At 41.7% G+C, this 21,789-nt stretch carries 19 protein-coding genes; 8 read left to right on the forward strand and 11 right to left on the reverse strand.

The window, feature by feature from the left end; genetic code table 11:
* Nucleotides 1–46: 46 nt before the first annotated feature.
* Entirely contained in the window at nucleotides 47–370 is a 324-nt protein-coding gene (locus FTV52_RS00875) for a pyrimidine/purine nucleoside phosphorylase (RefSeq protein WP_004975854.1), read from the reverse strand.
* A gap of 492 nt (nucleotides 371–862) precedes the next feature.
* Between FTV52_RS00875 and recN the strand changes: the two genes are divergently transcribed.
* Nucleotides 863–2,524, forward strand: a complete 1,662-nt coding sequence (gene recN / locus FTV52_RS00880) for a DNA repair protein RecN (protein ID WP_154321118.1) — start codon at nucleotides 863–865, stop codon at nucleotides 2,522–2,524.
* A gap of 61 nt (nucleotides 2,525–2,585) precedes the next feature.
* On the opposite strand, the gene FTV52_RS00885 is transcribed toward recN, so the two are convergent.
* The 4 genes from FTV52_RS00885 to FTV52_RS00900 are packed head-to-tail and all read right to left on the reverse strand — an operon-like array spanning nucleotide 2,586 to nucleotide 6,027.
* Nucleotides 2,586–3,572: a CsgG/HfaB family protein gene (locus FTV52_RS00885; protein ID WP_004975851.1), complete on the reverse strand. Its 987-nt coding sequence runs from the start codon at nucleotides 3,570–3,572 to the stop codon at nucleotides 2,586–2,588.
* Between the two features lie 56 nt (nucleotides 3,573–3,628).
* Nucleotides 3,629–4,231, reverse strand: a complete 603-nt coding sequence (gene lpoB, locus FTV52_RS00890) for a penicillin-binding protein activator LpoB (protein WP_004975849.1) — start codon at nucleotides 4,229–4,231, stop codon at nucleotides 3,629–3,631.
* Between the two features lie 13 nt (nucleotides 4,232–4,244).
* Nucleotides 4,245–4,646 carry a DUF1425 domain-containing protein gene (locus FTV52_RS00895; RefSeq protein WP_004975847.1) on the reverse strand — a complete coding sequence of 134 codons (402 nt, stop codon included), beginning with the start codon at nucleotides 4,644–4,646 and terminating at the stop codon, nucleotides 4,245–4,247.
* Nucleotides 4,647–4,662: 16 nt separating this feature from the next.
* Nucleotides 4,663–6,027 (reverse strand): COG3014 family protein, encoded by a 1,365-nt coding sequence (locus FTV52_RS00900; RefSeq protein WP_154321119.1) that lies wholly within the window; start codon nucleotides 6,025–6,027, stop codon nucleotides 4,663–4,665.
* A gap of 617 nt (nucleotides 6,028–6,644) precedes the next feature.
* Here FTV52_RS00900 and FTV52_RS00905 point away from each other — a divergent pair.
* The 3 genes from FTV52_RS00905 (at nucleotide 6,645) to FTV52_RS00915 (ending at nucleotide 8,570) form a co-directional block, all read left to right on the forward strand.
* A complete protein-coding gene (locus FTV52_RS00905; RefSeq protein WP_004975844.1) occupies nucleotides 6,645–7,199 on the forward strand; it encodes a YqgE/AlgH family protein in 555 nt (184 codons plus the stop codon).
* Nucleotides 7,192–7,635 carry a Holliday junction resolvase RuvX gene (gene ruvX / locus FTV52_RS00910; RefSeq protein ID WP_096901348.1) on the forward strand — a complete coding sequence of 148 codons (444 nt, stop codon included), beginning with the start codon at nucleotides 7,192–7,194 and terminating at the stop codon, nucleotides 7,633–7,635. Before FTV52_RS00905 ends, ruvX begins: the two co-directional genes overlap by 8 nt.
* Before the next feature lie 152 nt (nucleotides 7,636–7,787).
* Nucleotides 7,788–8,570 (forward strand): IclR family transcriptional regulator, encoded by a 783-nt coding sequence (locus tag FTV52_RS00915; RefSeq protein WP_004975841.1) that lies wholly within the window; start codon nucleotides 7,788–7,790, stop codon nucleotides 8,568–8,570.
* 89 nt (nucleotides 8,571–8,659) lie between these two features.
* Here FTV52_RS00915 and FTV52_RS00920 read toward each other — a convergent pair whose 3' ends face one another.
* Nucleotides 8,660–9,277, reverse strand: coding sequence for an alpha-ketoglutarate-dependent dioxygenase AlkB (locus tag FTV52_RS00920; protein ID WP_179989513.1), 618 nt, complete (start codon nucleotides 9,275–9,277; stop codon nucleotides 8,660–8,662).
* A gap of 142 nt (nucleotides 9,278–9,419) precedes the next feature.
* Here FTV52_RS00920 and FTV52_RS00925 point away from each other — a divergent pair, with 142 nt between their 5' ends.
* Nucleotides 9,420–11,222 carry an ABC transporter ATP-binding protein gene (locus tag FTV52_RS00925; RefSeq protein ID WP_154321120.1) on the forward strand — a complete coding sequence of 601 codons (1,803 nt, stop codon included), beginning with the start codon at nucleotides 9,420–9,422 and terminating at the stop codon, nucleotides 11,220–11,222.
* Nucleotides 11,223–11,271: 49 nt separating this feature from the next.
* Here the strand turns inward: FTV52_RS00925 and pgsA are convergent, their stop codons facing one another.
* From pgsA to uvrC, 3 genes are all read right to left on the reverse strand, one after another.
* Complete coding sequence (pgsA, locus tag FTV52_RS00930; RefSeq protein WP_004975835.1) at nucleotides 11,272–11,859, reverse strand: CDP-diacylglycerol--glycerol-3-phosphate 3-phosphatidyltransferase; 588 nt, start codon at nucleotides 11,857–11,859, stop codon at nucleotides 11,272–11,274.
* Between the two features lie 105 nt (nucleotides 11,860–11,964).
* The gene (locus FTV52_RS00935; protein WP_179989515.1) at nucleotides 11,965–12,759 is read right to left on the reverse strand and encodes a thioesterase family protein; all 795 of its coding nucleotides are present in this window, start codon (nucleotides 12,757–12,759) and stop codon (nucleotides 11,965–11,967) included.
* 224 nt (nucleotides 12,760–12,983) lie between these two features.
* Complete coding sequence (gene uvrC, locus FTV52_RS00940; protein ID WP_179989517.1) at nucleotides 12,984–14,783, reverse strand: excinuclease ABC subunit UvrC; 1,800 nt, start codon at nucleotides 14,781–14,783, stop codon at nucleotides 12,984–12,986.
* A 185-nt stretch (nucleotides 14,784–14,968) separates the two neighbouring features.
* Between uvrC and FTV52_RS00945 the strand changes: the two genes are divergently transcribed.
* A complete protein-coding gene (locus tag FTV52_RS00945) occupies nucleotides 14,969–16,033 on the forward strand; it encodes an AAA family ATPase (protein ID WP_179989519.1) in 1,065 nt (354 codons plus the stop codon).
* 414 nt (nucleotides 16,034–16,447) lie between these two features.
* On the opposite strand, the gene FTV52_RS00950 is transcribed toward FTV52_RS00945, so the two are convergent.
* Nucleotides 16,448–16,864: a PH domain-containing protein gene (locus FTV52_RS00950; RefSeq protein ID WP_179989521.1), complete on the reverse strand. Its 417-nt coding sequence runs from the start codon at nucleotides 16,862–16,864 to the stop codon at nucleotides 16,448–16,450.
* 113 nt (nucleotides 16,865–16,977) lie between these two features.
* The gene (gene lpxO / locus FTV52_RS00955) at nucleotides 16,978–17,892 is read right to left on the reverse strand and encodes a lipid A hydroxylase LpxO (protein WP_179989523.1); all 915 of its coding nucleotides are present in this window, start codon (nucleotides 17,890–17,892) and stop codon (nucleotides 16,978–16,980) included.
* A 484-nt stretch (nucleotides 17,893–18,376) separates the two neighbouring features.
* Between lpxO and fadB the strand changes: the two genes are divergently transcribed.
* On the forward strand, nucleotides 18,377–20,530 hold the full coding sequence (fadB, locus tag FTV52_RS00960; RefSeq protein ID WP_179988505.1) for a fatty acid oxidation complex subunit alpha FadB: 2,154 nt from the start codon (nucleotides 18,377–18,379) through the stop codon (nucleotides 20,528–20,530).
* A gap of 12 nt (nucleotides 20,531–20,542) precedes the next feature.
* Entirely contained in the window at nucleotides 20,543–21,715 is a 1,173-nt protein-coding gene (gene fadA / locus FTV52_RS00965) for an acetyl-CoA C-acyltransferase FadA (RefSeq protein ID WP_004975824.1), read from the forward strand.
* Nucleotides 21,716–21,789: the final 74 nt, after the last annotated feature.

Below are 21,789 nucleotides of genomic sequence, written 5' to 3' on the forward strand. Positions count from 1 at the left end.
GCAGGAGAAAAATGAAATCTTAATTCAATACCCTATTATCGGCTGATTAGCCTTCTAAGTGGCACACGTAATCGAGCACTTCATCGGTTTCGATGCTGAAACGGCTATTGCCAGGCACATAGAACGATTGACCCGCGCGGAATAATTCACTTTCTTCGCTATCGGCAATTTTGACACGACATTCACCTGAAATAATTTCCATACGTTCAGGTACATGCGTTTCGAAAGTCAAGGCTTGTTCAGTCGGTAAAATTACCCCTAAGGTTTTTTTGGTACCGTCTTCAAATTGCACCGTGTGACTGATGCATTGCCCACCAAAATAGACATTCGACTTTTTCACAACTGATACATGATCAAACTGAGCTGACATGCGTATTCTCCAGGTAACGCGTTTTTATATTTTTGACTGATGTAGTTTAATTCTGTCCTCAGAACTAATCAATCTGTGTTTACAGTGGGCTTTGCGTAAATTGAACAATGTTTCAATACGCAGCATGCAACACGCTGACAGCACAGTCTAAGCCAACACCAGAGGCATGCAAAGTACTCTGCTCTAGATTCTTCCCCACTAAAGTGCTAAATCTGAATGTGAAACAGATCACGAATAGTATCTATATCGTTTAAGTTCCACCATATCAAGCAGCACCGAAAACTCCCCAAGTGAATATACTGCAATTTAATGACCATCCAATGAAATGATCAAATGATCATGTGTTTTATATATGATGCTTATCGGGTACATTTTTTGTTGTTTGCGCTGCAATTTAAGCTAGAATTAAATAGAAGAAAATAACAGCCTTGTTATGGCATTTCCAAAACTTGACTCTCTTTCACTGACACTTTTCGCAGCTTGGATGCGTTTATGCTGACTCATTTAACACTGATTAACTTTGCCCTTGCCGACCACTTAGCACTGGATATTGAAACAGGTTTTAACGTTCTGACAGGGGAAACAGGTGCAGGTAAATCCTTACTTTTAGATGCGCTCTCTGCCTGTTTAGGTGAACGTACCGATACCAATTATGTACGTTTTGGCTCAGATAAAGCCGATGTGACCGCGAGTTTCAGTTATCAGGACAATAGCCCTGAAGCACAATGGCTAAAAGAACATGAATTAGATGATGAGTCTGGTGAAATCCATTTACGTCGGGTAATTTTTGCCACAGGGCGCAGCAAAGCATGGATTAATGGTCGTCCAAGCAGTTTGGCAGAGCTGAAAGAAATTGGACGCTTACTGGTACAGTTATACAGTCAGCACAGTCAGCAACAATTGCTCGAACCGCCTTATCCAAAGCACTGGCTTGATCGTTATTATAATTTTTATACCCCTGCCCAAGCAGTACGTGATGCTTATAGTACCTGGCAAAAAAATATCCGACAGCATCAGGCGGCGCTGGATGCACAGGCAACTCGCAAGCAGCGCATCGAAACTCTAAACTTACAGCTCGAAGAACTCGAAGAACTGGTACAAATCGATTATAAGGAGATTGAACAAGAGTTTGATCGCCTAAGCCATCATGAACATATCATGCAGGACTGCAGTTATAGCTTAAATGCCTTAGACGAAGCCGAGCAAAACATCACTCAGGAAATTGCTTCGATTATTCGCCGCTTGGAATCGCATGCGGGACGAAGTGAACAATTATCAGAAATTTATAACTCATTGTTAAATGCGCAAAGTGAATTAGATGATGCGACAGCCAATTTACGTCAGTTTATTGATCGTCAAAGCTTTGACCCTGAACGCATGGAAGAACTGAATCAAAAATTAGAAGTCTTTCATCGTTTAGCGCGTAAATACCGCACACAACCTGAATTATTAAAACAAGAATTTGATACTTGGCAAACTGAGCTCACTGCTTTACATGAACTTGAAGACCCTGAAACTTTGGCAGAACAAGTCGAAGTGGCACATCAGGACTTTTTAGCCAAAGCACAACATTTAGATGACATCCGTCGTGAAGCAGCCGCACCACTTGCCAAACAACTGACCGAGCAAGTCAAACAGTTGGCACTGCCTGAGGCACATTTTGAATTTAAGTTTGAACCTTTAGAGCAGGTTTCTGCGGAGGGGTTAAGTTTTATTCAACTACTGTTTACTGCCAACAAAGGTATTCCTGCTCAGCCATTAGCACGTGTGGCTTCTGGTGGCGAATTATCGCGGATTGCCTTGGTCATGCAAGTCATGAATGCCGAAAAAACCGAAGCTGAAGTTTTGGTTTTTGATGAAATTGATGTCGGGATTAGTGGTGGTACTGCTGAAATTGTGGGGCGTTTGCTCGCAGGTTTGGCGCAACACGTTCAAATTTTATGTATTACCCACCAAGCACAAGTAGCTGCACAGTCTGATCAGCACCTTTTGGTGAAAAAGCGTCAGACCGATCCTGCCAGCAGTACCATTGTTGAATTAGAAGAAGATGCGCGTATTTTAGAATTGGCACGCATGACAGGCGGTGTTGAAATTAATGACACTACCTTGCAACACGCCAAACAATTACGCCAATTGAAGTTTCAACAGGCTTAAAAAATAAATCCCCTGATTTTCAGGGGGATTTATTTAGGTCTAAAACAAGCTTAATCATTATTTACCATTTCACAGGTTGGTCACTTGAACCAGGTGTCATTTCATAACCTGGAGAGGTATCATAAAATTGACTGCTAGAAGATTGCACAGGTTGTAGTTTAAGACCCTGTAAAATTTCAGGATTTAAACTTTGGGCAATCTTATCTGCAGTACTATCATTTAAACTATTATTTAAAAGATTCTGTGTCATCAAGTTCGATAAGGTACGATTAAAAGTCCCTGCCGCAACTACCTTACTGGTATTCGCTTCAATCACTCGCCACGTTAAACGCACCTGCTCTGCACCAGCATTTAACCCATACATTTGTTGACCGCTAGCAACTGACAAATCGTTAATACGCCCCACGAGTAAATAATCAGCACCTACTTTTTGACCAATACGCGCTAACTCATGCGGTGCACCATCCCAATACAGGAAGTCATTTTCAAATTGCATTTCATCTATGTAATGACGATCAACAACACTTAACTGCCCTGACTGTGCCAAATAAGTACCTAAAGTATCTGATAATTCTTGACTAAACTCAGAAGCAGAAGCACCGCTGGCTAAGCGGTTATTTTTTTCTGCCATTTGAAATGGCAAGACTGCAATACGGCGCATGTGTTGATCTTGTACAGTAGATTCAAACTTCACCACATGTGCGCGAACTTTAGCGCGATAATTATTTTTAGCACCAGAAACACTCAAGACCTGAAACTTGGTGACAGAACCCGAACCTTGATTGGCTACACTAAATACAGGTGAAACTTTACCCGTATATGTCCAGCCCTGATTATTTACAGATAAAGAAACTGTTTCTTCATAATTCATTTGTGACGATACCGAAGCACCATTCACCGATTGAACTGCAATCAATAATGCTTCAGAAATAGCTTGGTGTTGTGTTGGACCACTACCCGTTGCCTCTTTAATCACTTCTTTAATCGCAGCAAAAGCAGGACTGCACAGTAATCCAGATAATAAGCCTGCAAATAATATTTTTTTCATGTTCTATTCTTCAACAGCAACTGCGCTTATCACAGCGCAGTTGCTTTCAGATTAAATTAAAGACCAAAAGTTGAGCGCTTTGCTGCCTTACGGATTTCTTTTTCGCCTGTCCACTCTACAATGCCAGTTTGTAAGTTCTGCAATTTAAATGTGAACTTGTAATACACATCGCTCTTACCACCTGCATTTTTTACAATACTAGATAGATTGCCATTGAGCATATATTCAGCACCGATATGTCCACCAGTACGCACTGCAGTCGCTTGATTGACCATGCCGCTTTGCTTTTGATAGGCAAGTTGCTGCGCCATCGCATTGACAGATTTCATATCTACAAAACGAAACTTCCCTGAATTAATTAATTTGTTCTGAATCGTATCTGTAATAGATTCTGTATCGATATGTTCTTGTGTCTTGTTATGAATACGATCAAGCACAATGACTGGACGACGAGTTTGCGTCATTTGCACCACAGGTGGGAAGGTCAGCATATCATCCACCATCTTTGCAGCAATCATTTGTAGATCTGTCGATCCAAAATCTTTCGTTAAAGTTTCTACAGCTTGAGCATCACCATAACTCACTGCACTACCCGTTGTTGCACAACCTGTTGCCAAAACAGAAGTTGCTACCACAGCCATGATTAACTTTGCATTCATTGCTCTATCTCGCTTATTTCTTTAAATACACAACAACATCTACAGCCGATGGATTTGGTGCTAAAGATTGCACGCCCTTCACCTCTCGACCCGTTAACTGAATTGGTTTCCAAATCGCACCTTCAGGGTTCACTTCTGCCCCATGTGCATCGACCCATACGATTTTGTAGCTAAAATCTTTGTTATTGAAACGGCGGTTTTTAATGGCAATTGATGCCTTTTTTAAGTCGCCTGCCATAGACATTCCCACACGCTCAACAAATACCTCAGTGGTTAAGACTGGGTTATTGGTAATGGTGCGAATACTTACTTCGTTATTCGCATCTGTCTGTGTAGACAAAGCATTAGGGGCTGTACATCCAACCATCGCCGCAGCACTAAGACCGAGTAATGCGAGTTTTAACTGATTTTTCATAAAGTTCTCTTCAAAATTATTGGCGTGGAATACTACTTACACTTGCTGTAATTTTGTCATTTACATGATGTGCATAAACAAATACTGTCTCATTGGCTTTTACATCTAACTTCACAGAGGAGCTTGACAAATTACCTGACGATAACTGTAAGTTGTGTATCCCTGGCGTTAAGTTCAGACGTGCAATTTGCGTATTACTTGGCAAAGTTGTCCAAGCTCGTAAATCTGCTCGCTCGGTTGCCATATTGAGCACGTTACCTGCCAATTGCCCTAAAACACCAAATTGGTTACCAAGCTCTTTTTGAGCAGCATATTTGGCTGTGGCACGAATCACTTGGGTTGTTAAAGTTCCAACGACTTTTTCTTTTAAGTCTTTAACAGCCAATGCACCAATATCACTAATCACATAACTGTCTTGCAAAACTCGGTTATTCAGCTTCACTTTCAGGCTTTTGGGTGCAACATAAGTGCTAGGTTCATAAGTCGCAAAAGCAATGTTGATAATGCCGCCTGGAGTCGGAATATCTAACTTATTTTCAATTTTCTGTGGAACGATACCTTGTTCAATAAATACAATAACAGGCACACTACTATTACTTTGTTTTGCAACCAATTGATCTAAACGCTTTACATCTTTAGCAATCTGCTCATCAGGCTGTAACTCATAAGCTTTTTTGTAATCCACCAAAGCATCGTTGTATTCGCCTAAGGTTTCCCACAAGTTAGCTGCCATATAAAAAGCATAAGCATTTTGATAAGTATTCTTAATCTTGCCCGCAATTGGATCTAAGCCAACAAATGCCTCATCTAAAACATGCAATGCGGCATTTGAAGATGTATTTGCTTTTGTATTTTTCTCTTTTTTCTTTTCAAACTCAGCCTGATGTGCCAGTTCAATTTCACGCTGAATGCCCTGTGCAACACGCATTTCTACTGCAGCAGCCTCAAGATTTTTTAAAAAAATATAATTTTTCGCTTGAGAAATATGCGCCAATACCTGTTCATGAGGTGGCACCAAATAAGGTACCACCGAATCATTACTCACCATAGAAAGTGCTTTAAATCCGACCCGACTCAGACTAATTTTTGCACGACTTTTTTGTTTATCTAGAAATTCAAAAGCCTGCTTATAATGATTCAAACTTTCTTCATACTGATGATTGACTTGTAATAAACGTGCCTGCTCCAGTAAATATAGTACGCCGTCTTTTGAATCTACTTTATCTTTAAATTTAGCAACTAAATCTTCAGATAAATGATTATTCAAATGACTGCGAAACAAATTACCTTCATCATTATAAGTTCCAAAAATTGCTGCTTGAGAAAAAACTGAAGCTGAAAAAACAGCAGCAAACAAACTTCCCTTTATTAAATAATTCATATTAAACCATCAAAAAAAGCTATAAAAGATGAAAATTTCACCATCTTACAAACAATTATTTTTTGTTTCAATATGTATTTTATGTATATTTATTGAAACATATCAAGCTATAAAAAACACAAATTTTACACTAAAGCACAAAACTTACAAAAGAAATAAATAGACTTATAGATTTTTTATATTAAAAAACCACTATTCATTAGACAAACTTAATGAATAAAAGAGAATATAAATGCAATCAAACTGCCTATTTTGCAATTAAAAAACAGAAATCACATTCGTTAAAATTAAAAGTAGATTAAAAAATATACACTAAAACATTTAAACAAACCCACATCACAAAGATAATAAAGCAATCAATTATTATGTTCCTATATCTTCAACTTTGTAACTAAATAGATAAATTTAATGACATCATTTTTTCTAAATTTTAAATTTATTCTTTTATTTATCCTTTGTCTCACTTTTACCAAAGCAAAGTTGTCATCACAGTGGTTTTATGGGATAAGTACAGCTAAGAAATGTATATTTGCATGATTTGGCTGTAACTCGTTTACGTTTCCCAGTCGGTTTACAGTTCTGTTTGCCACCACCTCAGATTAAGGAGAATTGCTTAGGTGACTAAACAATATCTGACGCATCGCTGTCTCATAGCCCCGCCCGATATGAATGATGAGTTTTTTGCAAACACCGTCATCTATTTGGCACGTCATGATGAAGACGGTGCGCAAGGCATTATTATCAACCGTCCATCGGGTATCCAAATCAAAGAATTACTCAATGATTTAGATATAGACGCAGATAATGTGCATCCTCACGAAGTTCTACAAGGTGGTCCATTACGACCTGAGGCAGGTTTTGTTTTACACACAGGGCAGCCAACTTGGCATTCATCTATCGCTGTTGGTGAAAATGTCTGTATCACCACCTCTAAAGATATTTTAGATGCGATTGCCCACAACGAAGGCGTTGGACGTTACCAAATTGCCTTGGGCTATGCCAGTTGGGGCAAACAGCAACTGGAACAAGAAATTGCCCGTGGCGATTGGCTCATTTGTGAATCGGACATGGACTTGATTTTCAATTTACCTTATGACGACCGTTGGGATGCCGCTTATCGTAAAATGGGCGTAGATCCAACATGGTTATCTTCCGAGATTGGTCATGCCTGAAACAACACAAGCCCAAACCATTATGGCATTTGACTTCGGTACGCAAAAAATGGGCATGGCTGTGGGGCAGGCACTGATTGAAAGTGCGACCCCTCTCGCCCTCTTTCCCATGAAAGATGGCATTCCGCAATGGGAAAACTTGCTAAAAATTATCAAGCAACATCAGCCACAATTATTTCTAGTGGGCTTACCTTTAAATATGGATGATAGCGAGTCAGAACTGTCTACCCGTGCGCGTAAGTTTGCTAGACGCTTACGCCATCAAAGCAATATCAACACCCTAATGGTCGATGAACGCCTAACCACACGTGAAGCACGTGATGAGCTTGATCATTATCAAGCCCAAGGGCGTGGTAAAAAACTCGCTGCCGATAGTCTTGCCGCAGCACTATTGATTGAAAGCTGGTATCGTGACCCTCACGGCGTTCAGCCTTAAATCCTATTTCTGAATAGATAACATCGACAAATGCAAAAGAATTGGGACATTGATCGTTAGAATGCCTAAGACCATCTGTAAAAAGTCTATTGGTCTGGCGATTTTTTGATATAAAGTGACACCATCCTTTTGGTGTGAATGGGTAAATCCGCATGGCACTGTCTAGCTTTGGCAAGATTCTCACAGTCTTAGACTTATTTTCAACCGCACGTCCTGTCATTAATGTAGATACCATTAGTGAGGAACTCGGTTTATCTAAGCCCACCAGTTACCGCTATTTAAAAGAGTTGGTTTCGGCAGAGTTGTTGCAGCGCATGAGTGGCACATCGGGAGATTACACCCTTGGGCCAAAAATTGCGGTATTGGATTTTATCTCTCGCACGACCGATCCATTGGTCACCATCAGTATTCCGTTTATGAAAAAAATTGCGGAACGTACTGAATTTTGCTGTTTGCTGACCCAACTCAATCAAGATTCCTGCATTGATGTGCATCACGAAATCTTTAAAGATACGCCTTTGCTGTCTTATGGTCGCGGCTGCCCACGTCCTGTTTATGTCGGCTCATCGCCAAAAATTATTATGGCACATCTGCCTAAAGCTAAAATTTTAGACTATTACCAACGTTTTTCTAACGAATTGGCACAAGTCAATTTTGCACAAGATGAAGATGACTTTTTGCAGCAAATGCGCAAAATCAAAAAACAAGGCTATTATTTTTCTAACGGCGAACTCGATGCAGAAATTGCAGGCTTATCTGTACCGATTCGTTTTTCATCTAAAGATGCACCTTATGCATTGACGCTGCTGGCATCTAAAAACCGTTTTGAATTTGTCAATTTGCAAAAACTGATTGAAATTTTGCAGGACAATGCAGAACAAATTGAAAAACAGGTGGAAGTACTGAATACCAGTTTTAGTATAGAACTCACTTAAAGATTTAGGTTATTGATACCTTAAAGCACTGAATTTAAATACAATTAAAATTTATTCCTGAATAAGGATTTAGAGTGCTAAATCAAGTTTTATTCAATAGCCGCGTGAAAATAGCGAAAGGTCAGATTAATTCTGGGTTGTATAATTTTATTGGACTTCATTAAGGCATGTTTCCAATAGTGTTGTGTCGTGCCACGCATGACCAACAACTGACCGCTGTGCAACAGTAGCTCAACCTTGTTGGCGCGGTGTTTATGCTGAAAACAAAATTTACGGGTTGCCCCCAAACTCAAAGATGCAATGACAGCGTGTCTGCCTAAATTCGGCTCATCATCACTGTGCCAACCCAAGCCCTGCGTACCATCTTGATATAAATTGGCCAAACATGAGTTAAAGGGATGCCCGACCCATTGTTCAATTTGCTGTTTCAGTCGCCACAAAGCAGGCCGCCATAGCTGTGCCTGCTTAACTGCTCCCGAATAACGATATTGATACTGCTCATCTCCATACCATGCCACTTGGCGCTGTGTCCGATAATACTGACCAAAGAGCAGACCTTCATCAGGCTGCCATGCCAAATGTTGCAGAAAATACCGTAAATAACGCTCACTATGCTCCGCACTCAGCACCAAACCATAGTCCTGCGCAATGCCGTCATAAGGCAGTACGTTGTCACAACGCTCAGGTGCAAACAATTCTAGATTCATGGTCATTCCTATGCTGAATAGCTTATTGTTTAATCTAAAACAAGGATCAGGACTGCTCACAAAATGACACAGCTTTTTGGCTTGTGAGTCGTGAAGTTCATCCTTAGACTTAAAATCATCGTTCTTATAACAATAATAGCTTATGAATTTATGGCATTTATTTCAAAAATTGCGTCCCTTCGTTCGACCTTATCAGCTCTTGGTGATTGCTACCTTAGTTTTAACGCTCATCGGCTCATTAACAGCTCAAGTCAATGCACTAACTTTACAATACGCTGTTGACCGTATTAACGCCTTAATTGAGGCAGGACAAGGTCTGTCTGCAGGCTGGCACATTTTAATCACCATTTCAGCCATTTTGCTGGGTAAAGAAATCATCAATGCCTTTGTGCAGTTTGGACAGAAGTTTTATGGTGAAAAACTACGCATTTTTGTGTCACAAGATTTGGCACAGGGCATTATTGAGAAATTTTTGCGTTATCGACTGGCCTTTTTTAATCAGGACAACAACCAAGCAGGTAAATTACAAACACGTATAGATCGTGGCATTGGTTCGCTCACCCGCTTAGTGCAAATTTTCTTTATTGATATTTTGCCACTCTTTACCAGTGCAATTGTGGCTTTGGGCTTAATGTATTATGCCAATTTTTATGTGGGCTTGGTCGCGACACTCATTGTGCCTATTTATTTTTGGCTGACCTATCAGCAGGCACAAAAACTAGGAAGCTGGCGACGTAATTTACGTGATGGACGTGAGAAAAAAAGCCAAGGGATTCTCAGCATCATCAACTCAATTACCGTGATTAAATCATTTAACAGAGAAAGCATCGAAGCAGAAAAACAACTCACCCTGCAGAAAAAACTGACCCACAATCAAATGCAGACTCGCCAAACCAGTTTTTTATTTGATGGTTTAAAAAGCTTTATTGAACAAATTGGCGTGGTGCTGATTATTATTTTAACTGCTTATTTTGTGTTAGATAGACAAATGAGCATCGGCATGATCATGTATCACGTGTTACTGTTTGGCAATGTTTCTGCCCCAATTCGCTCATTGCATCGTATTTATGATGAAGTCAATGATGCAATGATCTATTCAGAAAGCTTCTTTCAAATTTTGGAAGCCGAGCATGAAATTGAGCCAAGTGGTACGCTTAAACCAGTTATTCGAGGGCAGTTTGATCTGCAACAGGTAAACTTTTTTTATCCGAATGGACATCATGCACTCAAAGACATTCAAATGCAGATTCAGCCCAATAAAATTACCGCATTGGTGGGATTGTCGGGAGCAGGAAAATCTACCCTGATCAGTTTATTAGATAAATTCTATGAACCACAACAGGGAACAATTCAGCTCGATGGGATTGATATTAACCACATCGACACTCAATATTTGCGTGACCATATCGGCTTGGTTTTGCAAAAAAATCATATTTTCCAAGGCTCTATTTTTGAAAATATTCGTTATGGCAAAACTGATGCAAGCTTGGAAGATGTGATTCTGGCAGCCCAAAAAGCCTCTATTCACGAACAAATTTTGCAATTGCCTCAGGCTTATGACGCAGATGCCCTCATGCTTTCAGGCGGTCAACAACAACGGATTGCCCTTGCACGTATGTTCCTGAAAAATCCACCTATTATTTTTTTAGATGAACCGACTGCTAGTCTGGATGCCATTGCAACCGAACAAATCAAACAAAGCCTCGATGAAATTAAACAAGGGCGTACGGTCATCATCATTTCACATAGCTTATCGCAAATTATTGATGCCGATTACACCTATGTCATGAAAGATGGCAGGATTGCGGAACATGGCGAACATGATGCGCTTTATCATCAAAATGGGGTTTATAAAGAAATTTTTGATGCGATGGCAAAAAGTTTAAATATTGAAAAAATTGCCAAAACTTATGAGGATGATGCCGAGGAAGAAACCCATAGTTAATCAAAAAGTGCTTCAATCAGAAGCACTTTTTAATGAAGAATCACGATATTTAAGGTTGTTTCAAATATGGCCATGCCGCTTTTAAATAAATAAACATCGACCAAAGCGTTAGAATTACAGCAGTATAGAGCAACAAATAAGCCACCATTTCCAATGGTTGCCAGTTCAATAAGAACACTGAAATCGCAATCATTTGGAATGCTGTTTTATATTTCCCCACTGTAGACACCGCCACACTGGTACGTGCGCCGAGTTCAGCCATCCACTCTCGTAAGGCAGATACGGTAATTTCACGGGAAATAATTACAATCGCGGCAAAAGCCATAGAAATAGTCGGTTGCCATTGCACTAAAACAATCAATGCCGCAGCGACCATAAGTTTATCGGCCACAGGGTCTAAAAAGCGCCCAAATGCAGAGGTCTGATTCAAAGTACGTGCCAAATAGCCATCAAACCAGTCGGTCACAGCAGCAATCACAAAAATAGACGTCAAAATAATATGACGCGTCATGCCACCATCATAACCATTTACGCCCATTGCAGGCGGCCAATACGCCACCAACAAAAAAACAGGAATCAAGGCGATTCGAGCCAAAGTTAATATATTTGGAATGTTCAGGATACGACCTGTTGTCATAGACACCGCCAATGTTTCCCCTCTTTACGCTGCATATTCACAAGTTTTTTGAGGATTTGTCATCGTGAATAGGCTTCACTTTATACGAAATGCTAGTAGGTGTCACTAGGCAAACACGGTGATGGTCTGTCGGGCAATCGCTATTAGCCGATCCTGATCATCCCATAAGTGCGCATATTCTGTGGCATAACCACCGCTAGCATGATCGGTAAAAACTTTATATTTCATCCAATCTTGCAGCTGATTTTGCAAAGGATTGACATAGGTCACATGCCAAGTCAGTGAACTGGCAGGAGTGAGCTGCTCAAACATCGGCAGTACTCCAGGCGGCCACATATCAAAAGCCACCATCAAATCGGCAATGGTCATGGCACGATTCGTATGCTGTTTTGGGTTAAAACGCATCCAGCCTGCAAAATCAGGTTTATGACTAGCAGTAAACGGATATTGTCCTTCAGACCAAACCAAATCCATCTGCTGAAAACATTCAGGTGCTAAAGGATGATGCTGTGTAACAGGCAATTCCGTTGCAGGTGGAAAATTGGGCGCAGTACGTTCTTGTTGCACCACAATGCTGGATTCACGTGCCGCACCAAAACTGGCAATTAAAATGCTTTGTACTGCATCATCCTGCCATAAACGAACTTCGACACTGGTCACAGATTTGCCTTCACGCAGAATTTCCGCCGTGAGCCGTGCCCGACTTTGTTGCACAGGTCCGACAAACGTGACACTGCTGCTTAGCAAGCGCTTTTTCGGATCGGCAATACAAAGCTGGGCTTTTTGCATCATCAAACCTGCCACCAATCCACCATAAATAGTGCGCCCCTGTAACCACCCAAGCGGGATGTCTATCCATTCTTGCTCGGCAATGGCTTGATAGGTCTGTAGCAACGACATAGCTTTTCCTTAAACAATGTTGTGGTTGATATTACAGGGTTTCGATCTGATGTGAATGTTCAATGACGACAGAGTCAATGCACTTTTTTGCTATTTACCTTTGTAGAAAATACTGCTTTTTATGCAGTAAATAGGGTCTGTTGACAATTCGTCTATGTTTGCGACGTGAGAGATATATCTCGCAAGATTTTTAGCTAATATAAGGCATGAGGCAGGAAATTTAGTCATTCATGCAGCACTTTATAAATCGTACGCGCCATTACTTCACCCAGTCCGGGTACTAAAGTCAACTCTTTTTCAGAAGCTTTCAGGACACCTTGTATGCCACCAAAATGGGTGAGTAAATCACGACGACGTTTTGGCCCTAAGCCCGGAATCACTTCAAGTATTGATGAGCCACGTTTTTTATCGCGCTTGGCACGGTGCTTGGTAATTGCAAATCGGTGTGCTTCATCACGTACCTGCTGAATCAAATGCAGCGCCTTATGATCTTCAGGCAGCTGAATTTTGCTGCCATCGGTAAAATGTAGCGTTTCTAGACCAGGTTTGCGTCCTTCGCCTTTGGACACCCCAATCATAAAGGCATCCAATCCTAACTCCTGCATGACCTCCATCGCCATATTCAACTGCCCTTTACCGCCATCAATCAGCAATAAATCGGGCAGCATGGCTTTTTTATAACGGCGCGTTAAAGCTTGGCGCATGGCAGCATAGTCATCTCCAGCCTGAATATCCTGAATTGAAAATTGTCGATAATCACGTTTGCGAATACCACCACTGTCAAATACCACGCAAGATGCCACAGTGTCTTCGCCCATAGTGTGCGAAATATCAAAACATTCAATCCGATCAATCGGGCGTCCAACCACTTGCTCTAACTGATGAAAACGCTCATTTAATTCAAAGTGATTGGCGAGTTTACCTTTAATGGCATGCTGCACATTCATTTGTGCCAATTCTTGCCACTCGGCACGGGTTTCACGCACTTTATGTTTAATTTGAATTTTTTTATCGAAGTGTTGCTGTAAGGCTTGTTCCAACTCTTTGCAATCTGCCACTTCCACATTAACAATCAATTCCGCTGGAATTTCATCGGCCACCTGAAAGTAAAAGTTGGCAATAAAATCGGCCAACATTTGCCCCAAATCATCGCCCAACATATCAGGAAAATAGCTTTTACCGCCCAGCATTTTGCCATTGCGCACATGCATAATTTGCACACAGGTCACACCTGCCTGATAAGCAATTGCGATAATATCGGCTTCGCCTTTGAGTTTATAAATGGCTTGCTGTGCCTGCACATCACGCAACAAAGCCATACGGTCACGGTAAAAGACTGCTTTTTCAAATTCCAACGCTTCGGCTGCAGCTTCCATTTTAGCAATCAATTGCTGATTCAGTTCTTTACTATCGCCCTGTAAAAATCGAATCGAATTATTAACATCTTCTTTATATTCTTCGGGCGAAATCAATCCTACACACGGTGCCGAACAGCGTTTGATCTGATATTGCAAACACGGACGCTGCCGTTGAGCAAAATAACTGTTTTCACACTGCCGCACATTAAACAGTTTTTGTAACACCACCAAAGTATCGCGGGCATTGTACGCACTCGGATAAGGCCCAAAAAACTTGCCTATCTGATGCTTGCCTTTGCCGCGTCCACTGGCAATACGCGGATAAGGCTGATCTGCCGACACAAAAATATAAACATAGGACTTATCATCGCGCAGCATAATATTGTACGGTGGACGATGCAGCTTAATCAGATTTTGTTCAAGCAATAACGCTTCAGTTTCGGAACGCACCACCAAAGTTTCAATATCATAAATACGCGCCACTAAAGCCTGCGTTTTAGGATGCTCGATGGTTTTGACAAAATAACTCGACACTCGGTTTTTTAAATTTTTGGCTTTGCCGACATATAACAACTCCCCGTCTTTACCCAACATACGGTAAACCCCTGGCAATTGGGTCATATTTGCCAAAATTTTCTCGATATGCTCACCTGCGTTTGGGCTCACGAGTCATCCTATTCTTGCTACATTCTTTACATGATGTGCTGCTTTATCTGATTTTTTCAAGCTTTATCCTGTGGCATAGCGCATGATCTATCCACTAAAACGATCAGCTCAGTGCTAAAAACGATCAGTCGGCAACACAAGATTTGCTATGCTCAGGCATCTTGTCAGCAGAAGGAAAGTGCAGGATGACGACCGCACCACACGGCATACCGACCATTCAATCCGCAACGTCCCAGCCGATCAGTACACATCAGTATGTATCCGCCAAAGACCGTTTGATTGGCAAGCCGCGCTTTCATTTTGAACCTACACAAGTCATGCAATTGTTACGTCAACGGATTATTGGACAAGATGCAGCGCTGAATGAAATCGAAAAAATGCTGTATGTGGTCAAGGCCGATTTCTCCAGCACAGAGCGACCACTTTCAGTGACTTTAATGCTTGGCCCGACAGGTGTTGGCAAGACCGAAACGGTGCGCCTGATTGCCGAAGCCATTTATGGTCGCCCCGATGCCTTCTGCCGCATTGATATGAATACCTTGGCGCAGGAACACTATGCGGCTGCACTCACAGGCGCGCCTCCTGGCTATGTCGGCTCTAAAGAAGGCCATAGTTTATTTGATGAAACTGCGATTGTAGGTTCGCACACCCGCCCAGGCATTATGTTATTTGATGAACTGGAAAAAGGCTCAAGCGAAGTGATACGTGGCTTAATGAATGTGCTAGATACAGGCAAACTGACCCTGACTGCAGGCACCAAAACCATCGACTTTCGCAATTGCATGATTTTTATGACCAGCAATGTGGGTGCTCAAGCCGCACAACAATACTTAGATAAATTGAATCTGTTGCCGCAAAAAGTACAACAACTGTGCTTAAAACACATGCCCACACAACGGATCATTGAAAAAGTCATGCAGCGTAAATTTGACCCTGAATTTTTAAATCGGATTGACCGTAGTTTGCATTATCAAGCGGTATCTGCTGATGCCCTGCCGCAATTGGTTGAAATTGAATTGGAAAAGTTAAACCATCGCCTGCAGCATCAACAGCGCCAAGTCGAACTCACTGCAGCAGCTAAAGCCTATTTTTATCAGGGGCATGATATTCGTTACGGCGCGCGGCATTTGGGGCGTAAAATTCGTACTGAACTTGAGCCTATTTTAGCTTTGTATTTTTTAAGTCATCCTGAAAAATCGGAAATATGTGTAGATTGCAGTGCAAATCAATTGCACCTCAAAATAGAATAAGCCCACGACTTATGCTGCGTGAATCTTGAGAATGCCACTCTGCTCATCCTCAAAGTTTTGATGCTTATTTTTGCTTAAAAAGCCTAGGGTCTGTTGACAATTCGTCTATGTTTGCGACGTGAGAGATATATCTCGCAAGGTTTTTTAGCTGATATAAGGCATGAGGCAGGAAATTTAGTCATTCTAAATGACTGACTCATAACGCAATAGCAGCAAAAAATATGCTCGTCCTTCGCTGCGCCTTGCGCTGCAAACAAAGCAGTGCTTGTTTTTGCTCAGGCTGTGGCTAAAACTTTCTCAGATTGCGTTATGAAACTTGGCAATAGTCTCGCTATTCCCTGCGTTTCATGCCTGATCTGCTCAGTTTTAGCCTACAGCGCAAGCCATTTATGAAATGTCAACAGACCCTAGGGATTAGTCAGTAATTTCCATTCCCAAGGCTTGACTAAATTTGGTCTGATCTTTAGGTGAAACCAATACAAATTTTGGCTGCCCCGCTAGAAGATAATCAATTTTTAAACGCTTCAGCGACAAAGCAGGTGACGCTACCGAATTATTGGTTTTAGATATTTTTTGAATACTGTCGCGTGGAATGTCCCATTTTAAAAACATGCAACGGATCTGCAAGCGTTCTGCATCGACCTGATAGCGCGTATTCAACACAGGCCACCACAACACAAAAATGGTAATGAAATACACCCCTGTGTGCACAGGAAATGCTGGCATCGTGCCTTTGGCGTACATGGTCAGCAATAACTGAATCAATAGACCAGACATACAAATCACAAAAGCCAAAACCCACCAATCTTTTTTAGAACGAAACGTTTGCATAAAAATTCCCCTATTTGCTTCATTCTATACATAAAAATAGGCGGGAATTAAAGCGCGTTGCTGAAATTGCTCAAAAATGTCATAAAAAACGCCCCGAAAGGCGTTGTGATGCTTTAAAACACATAAGGGCGAATAAAAATTAAGAAGAAAATCCCGAGCATTAAAAACCATTTTAAGAAATAGTACACACGACTATTTTTAGCTTTTAAAGCCTTGGCTTTTAAACGCACTTGATAGACATAGCCAAAGACTTTATTTAAGCCACCCGTCTGATCGCCTGCTTCATTCGGAGAGCTTGCTGCGGTCATCACATTTTTGCCAAACCAGTGATTAAACTTTTGCATCCAGCGAGATTTTAACGGACGCTCGACATCGGCAAAGAAAATAATACGGTTTTGAGAAGTGCCATTTTCAGCATAGTGAATATAGGTTTCATCAAACACCACACTTTCACCATCACGCCATGAATACCGCTCACCATCGACATCAATAAAACAACGGTCATCATTTGGTGTCATCAATCCCAAGTGGTAACGCAATGAACCTGCATACGGGTCGCGATGACGCACTAAACGACTGTCGGGCGCTAGTTCAGTAAACATCGCCGCCTTAATGCTAGGCAAAGTTTTTAATAATGCTGTGGTTTTTGGACATAATTCTGCGGCAGATGGATGCGCGGAGTCATACCATTTTAAATAAAAACGCTTCCAGCCTGTTTTAAAGAATGAGTTAAATCCCAAATCATCGTAGCTACTTGAAGCTTTAATACCACCCTGTTCATACAAAGCTTTGGCTTCATCACGAATCATTTCCCAATTGTCATCCAAAACCTTTAAATCTTGAAAGTGCTGGATGTCGATATACGGTTGATTTGGTACTTTAGAAAACAAATACATTAAATAGTTGATCGGTGCGAGGATGGTAGAATGGTCAAAAAACTGACGATAAAAACTATGACGCACCTTGCCGCGCTGTTGAATATACAGCGCTGAAGCGATAAAAATCGCCAGAATAATCCACTTCAACATAGAACAACCCAAATTGCTGAAAACAGCTAAAATTCAAAATGTCGCATATTCTACTCAATTTCAGCGCATAAAGTCATAGCAGAAAATAGAACACAGCATTGCAAGTCGCTGTCCAAACCTATCGACTTCATGCTTTAAAACTTATCATCAAAACAAGGGATTGACTTTTCTGTCCCAAACAACCCACTGATAACATCTATTTATCAAGCTTTTCTAAATCGAAAATGCAATACAACCTGATTAAAAATAAAAGAGAAAACAATCACTTTCATCTTTCTTTAAACATAGGATTTTAAAATCGGGTCAAAAAGCAATTCCGAGCTATGAGAAAAATCATGACCCTTGCGTCACGGCTTGATACAACTTGCTATATTTTTTTTCGATATAGTTATCGTAAGATTAGCGAGGCATATATGTGTGCAGGACTATCGCACACGCTTCATAACATCAACTTAGAAGTCCTCCAAAATAAAGGAGATCAGGCATGATCCACGCTGGCAATGCCATTACCGTCCAAATGCTTTCGGACGGAATTGCAGAATTCCGCTTTGACTTACAAGGTGAGTCGGTCAACAAATTTAACCGTGCAACGATTGAAGACTTTAAAGCTGCGATTGAGGCTGTTAAAGCAAACAATGAAGTGAAAGGTTTAATCGTCACTTCTGCGAAATCAACCTTTATCGTGGGTGCAGACATCACCGAATTTGGCGCAAACTTCGCTCAAGGCGAACAAGCCATTGTGGATTGGGCATTGCCTGTTCACGACATCTTCAATGCTTTTGAAGATTTAGAAATTCCTAAAGTTGCTGCAATCAATGGTATGGCATTGGGCGGTGGCTTTGAAATGTGTTTGGTATGTGACTACCGTGTCATGTCAGACCAAGCACAAGTGGGCTTACCAGAAATCAAACTCGGTATTTTCCCAGGCTTTGGTGGTACGGTTCGTTTAAGCCGCGTTATTGGTATCGACAATGCGGTTGAATGGATGGCAATGGCCAACCCTAAACGTCCTGATGCTGCACTCAAAGATGGTGCTGTAGATGCTGTAGTTGCTGCAGATCAATTACAAGCGGCTGCGCTTGATTTGGTTAAACAAGCCATTGCAGGTCGTTTGGACTGGAAAGCAAAACGTCAGGAAAAGTTAGACCCTGTTAAATTGAACCCACTTGAACAAATGATGGCGTTCAACACTGCAAAAGGTGCGGTATTAGCCAAAGCGAATCCTGCACAATACCCTGCACCAAAACTCATGCTTGATTCTTTACAAGCAGGTGCAAGCTTGCCACGTAATGACGCACTCAAAGCGGAAGCGGAAGGCTTTGCTAAAGCTGCGGTAACGCCACAAGCAGGTGCATTGATTGGTTTGTTCATCAATGACCAAGTGGTGAAGAAGACCTCGAAAAAATATGAAAAAGGTGCGCATCCTGTTAACCAAGCGGCTGTACTCGGCGCGGGTATCATGGGTGGTGGTATTGCTTACCAAGCGGCAAGCAAAGGCACACCAATTATCATGAAAGACATTGGCAATCCACAATTGGCATTGGGGATGTCTGAAGCAAACAAATTGCTGACCAAGCAAGTTGAACGTAAAAAAATGACACCTGCCAAAATGGGTGAAACTTTGGCACGTATCCGCCCAACTTTAAGCTATGACGAGTTTAAAGAAGTAGATATCGTGATTGAAGCCGTGACTGAGAATCCGAAAGTCAAAGGCATTGTGTTGGCTGAAACTGAAAAATCAGTACGTGAAAACACCATTATCGCGTCAAACACATCAACCATTTCGATTACACGTTTGGCAGAAAACCTACAACGTCCAGAAAACTTTGTCGGCATGCACTTCTTTAACCCAGTGCACATGATGCCATTGGTAGAAGTGATTCGTGGTGAAAAAACTTCACCTGAAGCGATTGCGACTACTGTGGTGCTTGCTCAGAAAATGGGTAAAACACCAATCGTAGTGAATGACTGCCCAGGCTTCTTGGTGAACCGCGTATTGTTCCCTTACTTTGGTGCATTCGACTTGTTACTTAAAGATGGAGCAGACTTCCAGCAAGTTGACAAAGTCATGGAAAAATTCGGCTGGCCAATGGGTCCTGCTTACCTGATGGACGTTGTTGGTATCGACACGGGCGTTCACGGTGCAGAAGTCATGGCAGAAGGTTTCCCAGACCGCATGAAGCCAGACTATAAAGGCTCAATCCAAGTCATGTACGAAAACAAACGTCTTGGTCAAAAGAATGACGTAGGTTTCTACAAATATGAATTGGATCGTAAAGGCAAGAAAGCCAAAGTGGTCGACCCAACTGCGTATGAGCTTGTAGCATCTGTCGCAACATCTGAAAAGCACGAATTTGATGCACAAGAAATCATTGACCGTATGATGTTGGCTTTCTGTAATGAAACAGTACGTTGCTTAGAAGACAACATCGTGGCGACACCATCTGAAGCAGATATGGCGATGATTATGGGTGTAGGTTTCCCTCCATTCCGTGGTGGCCCATGCCGTTATATCGACCAAACAGGTGTTGCTGAATATGTTGCGCTTTGCGACAAGTATGCACACTTAGGAAAAGCTTATGAAGCGCCACAAATGTTGCGTGACATGGCTGCTAACAACAAAAAATTCTACGGTTAAGGAGCAACGTGAATGGCTACTTTAAATCCACGTGACGTTGTCATCGTTGATGGCGTACGTTCTGCAATGGGTAAAACCAAAAACGGTATGTTCCGCAATGTACGTGCTGACAGTCTATCGGCTGAATTGGTTCGTGCTTTAGTTGCTCGTAACCAGTTTGATGTCAACGAAGTTGAAGATGTGATCTGGGGCTGTGTTAACCAAACCCTAGAACAAGGTATGAACATTGGTCGTAATATTGCTTTATTGGCTGATCTTCCAAAAACAGTAGCGGGTCAAACTGTAAACCGTCTGTGTGGTTCTTCAATGCAAGCGATCCACACCGCTGCGGCACAAATTGCAACCAATCAGGGTGATATTTTCATCATTGGTGGTGTAGAGCACATGGGCCATGTGGGCATGATGCACGGTATCGACATCAACCCTGCTGCATCGAAGCACTATGCCAAAGCCTCAAACATGATGGGCTTAACTGCTGAAATGTTGGGTCGCATGAACGGTATTTCTCGTGAAGAGCAAGATGCCTTTGGTGTGGAATCACACCGTCGTGCATGGGCTGCAACGCAAGAAGGCCGTTTTAAAAACGAAATCATTGGCATTGAAGGTCATGATGCAAACGGCTTTAAACAACTATGCGACATCGACGAAGTGATTCGTCCAGATGCTAACCTTGAAGCATTCCAAGCTTTACGTCCTGTATTTGATCCGAAAGGCGGTACCGTAACTGCGGCGACATCTTCAGCATTGTCTGATGGTGCTTCTGCTATGTTGCTTATGTCTGCTGAACGTGCACAAGCATTAGGTTTGAAACCACGTGCGGTGATTCGCTCTATGGCCGTTGCAGGCTGTGATGCAGCAATCATGGGTTATGGCCCAGTACCTGCAACGCAAAAAGCACTTAAACGTGCGGGCTTGTCAATTGCAGACATTCAAACCTTTGAATTAAACGAAGCGTTTGCTGCACAAGGTCTATCTGTTCTAAAAGGCTTAGGCATTTATGATCAGCAAGATCGTGTGAACTTGAACGGTGGTGCAATTGCACTCGGTCACCCATTGGGTTGTTCAGGTGCGCGTATCACCACCACGTTGTTGAACGTGATGGAACAACAAGACACGCAAATTGGTCTTGCGACCATGTGTATCGGTCTTGGTCAAGGTATCGCGACAATTATTGAGCGTGTGTAAAAAGTCTTCGTAATAAAAAAATCCTCGCATCATGCGGGGATTTTTTATTTTGTTGTTTTGAGCTGTTCTAATTT

The sequence above is a fragment of the Acinetobacter sp. YH1901141 genome, assembly GCF_013416935.1.
Lineage (GTDB): Bacteria > Pseudomonadota > Gammaproteobacteria > Pseudomonadales > Moraxellaceae > Acinetobacter > Acinetobacter towneri.